The following is a 1,593-nucleotide window of genomic DNA, read 5'->3' on the forward strand; positions in this document are numbered from 1 at the left end:
CGCCAAGGCGGAGTACTTCACCACCCCCGGGGTCAAGGGGCGGTTGACCGCCGCCTTCTTCAAGGGCGTCGGGCAGCTGCCCGTCGACCGCTCGGGGGCGCGGGGCGCGGCCGAGGCGAACGGCGGCGACGGACCGGCCGGGGAGGGCACCGCCCGGCCCGGGGAGGTCAACCGGCTGGACGCCGACGGCCAGTGGAACGGCCCCGGCCCCCGCGACTGGGCGCCGGAGGAGGAAGAGGGCGAGGGCCGCTTCATCCCGCCGGAGCCGCCACCGCTGCCCGAGACGGACATGATCACCCGCTTCGCCTGGCTCGGCGTCGTCGGCGGTCCGGTGCTGCTGGTGGGCTGCGCGGTCCTCGGGGTGGACATGACGTGGTGGCTCACGACGGCCGGTGTCGGCGGGTTCCTGGGCGGCATGGCCACCCTGGTGCTCGGCATGCGCGACGACCCGGACGACGAGTGGACCGATCCCGGCAGCGGCGCCGTGGTCTGACCGGGTCGGTGCGGGGCGGGGCGTACCGCCGCCCCGCACTGCCGACGCGGCGCCTGGTCGACGCGCACCCCGGGGCGACCGGTCCGCGCCGCGCCGGTCGGCGGCGGCCCCCGCCGGCTCTGCGCGTGTTCGAGAGCCACGCCGGGCCCGCGACGCCGGCTACGGCCGTCTGCTGCGTTGTCGGGAACGCCCGAATACAACCCGGTGCGAGGGTGCCCCTCCGCCGTGCAGCCGACCGCGTCCGACGCCGCCGGCCGATCCGGCTCGGGGTCTCACACACGCTCAGCGGGCGGTGGGCCCCGCCGCGGCGGACACGCCCTCGGCGATCCGCAGCACGGCGAGCACCGGCAGGTGGTCGCTGGCTGCGCGCAGGTCGGCCGCGGCCGGGCCCTCGTCCCCCGCCGCCGGGACGCCGCACCGCAGGAAGCGCACGCCGGGCCCCGCGAGCACCGCGTCGATCCGGCGGTCGGGGCCACCGGCGGGGAAGGTGTGCCGCCCGCCGGACGGTGCCGCGTCCCACCCGTCCCGCAGCGCCCGCCCGAGCACCGCCCGGGCGGCTCCACGGGGCCGCTCGTTGAGGTCGCCGGCGAGGACCAGCGGCGCGCCGTCGGCCAGTTCGGGGAGCAGCTCCGTCACGAGGGCGGCGTGGCGGCGGCGTTCGTCGGCCGCGAGGCCGAGGTGGCAGCTGACGACGGCCAACCGGGCGCGTCCCAACCGCAGTACGACCGTGGCAAGCGCCCGCCGGTGCAGGCCGGGGGTCGGCGGCAGCGGGACCTCACGGGCCTGCTCCACCACCGGCCGCAGCGTCGTGAGGACGGCGACGCCCTGCGCGGGCGCGCCACCGGCGGCCAGGTGGAGCCCGGTAGCCCGGCCGAGCGCGGCGGTGCGGTGCCGCCAGCGGGCGAACCGAGGAGCTTCCTGGAGGCAGACCACGTCCGGGGCGGTCGCGCGGATCACCCGCGCGAGGGCCGCCGTGTCGTCGCGGAGCGAGCGGACGTTGTAGCTGAGCAGACGGAGCTCGGGCATGCCCCGACTGTAGGGGGCGCAGCCGGTATCCCCGCGGACCGCTGGCCCGGCGCGACGACGCGTCGCGCCAGGGG

General features: G+C 78.6%; 2 protein-coding genes. One reads left to right on the plus strand and one right to left on the minus strand.

What is annotated here, in order from left to right; translation table 11 throughout:
- Positions 1 to 493 (plus strand): hypothetical protein (locus HCJ92_RS24525; RefSeq protein ID WP_209311537.1); only part of this gene is annotated, 493 nt, incomplete at its 5' end.
- Between the two features lie 282 nt (positions 494 to 775).
- Here the strand turns inward: HCJ92_RS24525 and HCJ92_RS23990 are convergent.
- On the minus strand, positions 776 to 1,519 hold the full coding sequence (locus tag HCJ92_RS23990; protein WP_167935701.1) for an endonuclease/exonuclease/phosphatase family protein: 744 nt from the start codon (positions 1,517 to 1,519) through the stop codon (positions 776 to 778).
- Positions 1,520 to 1,593: the final 74 nt, after the last annotated feature.

The organism is Streptomyces spiramenti (genome assembly GCF_012034385.1).
GTDB lineage: Bacteria > Actinomycetota > Actinomycetes > Streptomycetales > Streptomycetaceae > Streptomyces > Streptomyces spiramenti.

Excerpts from the sequence above, each read along its gene's own strand:
- HCJ92_RS23990 (WP_167935701.1), bottom strand. The coding sequence starts at position 1,519 with ATGCCCGAGCTCCGTCTGCTCAGCTACAACGTCCGCTCGCTCCGCGAC.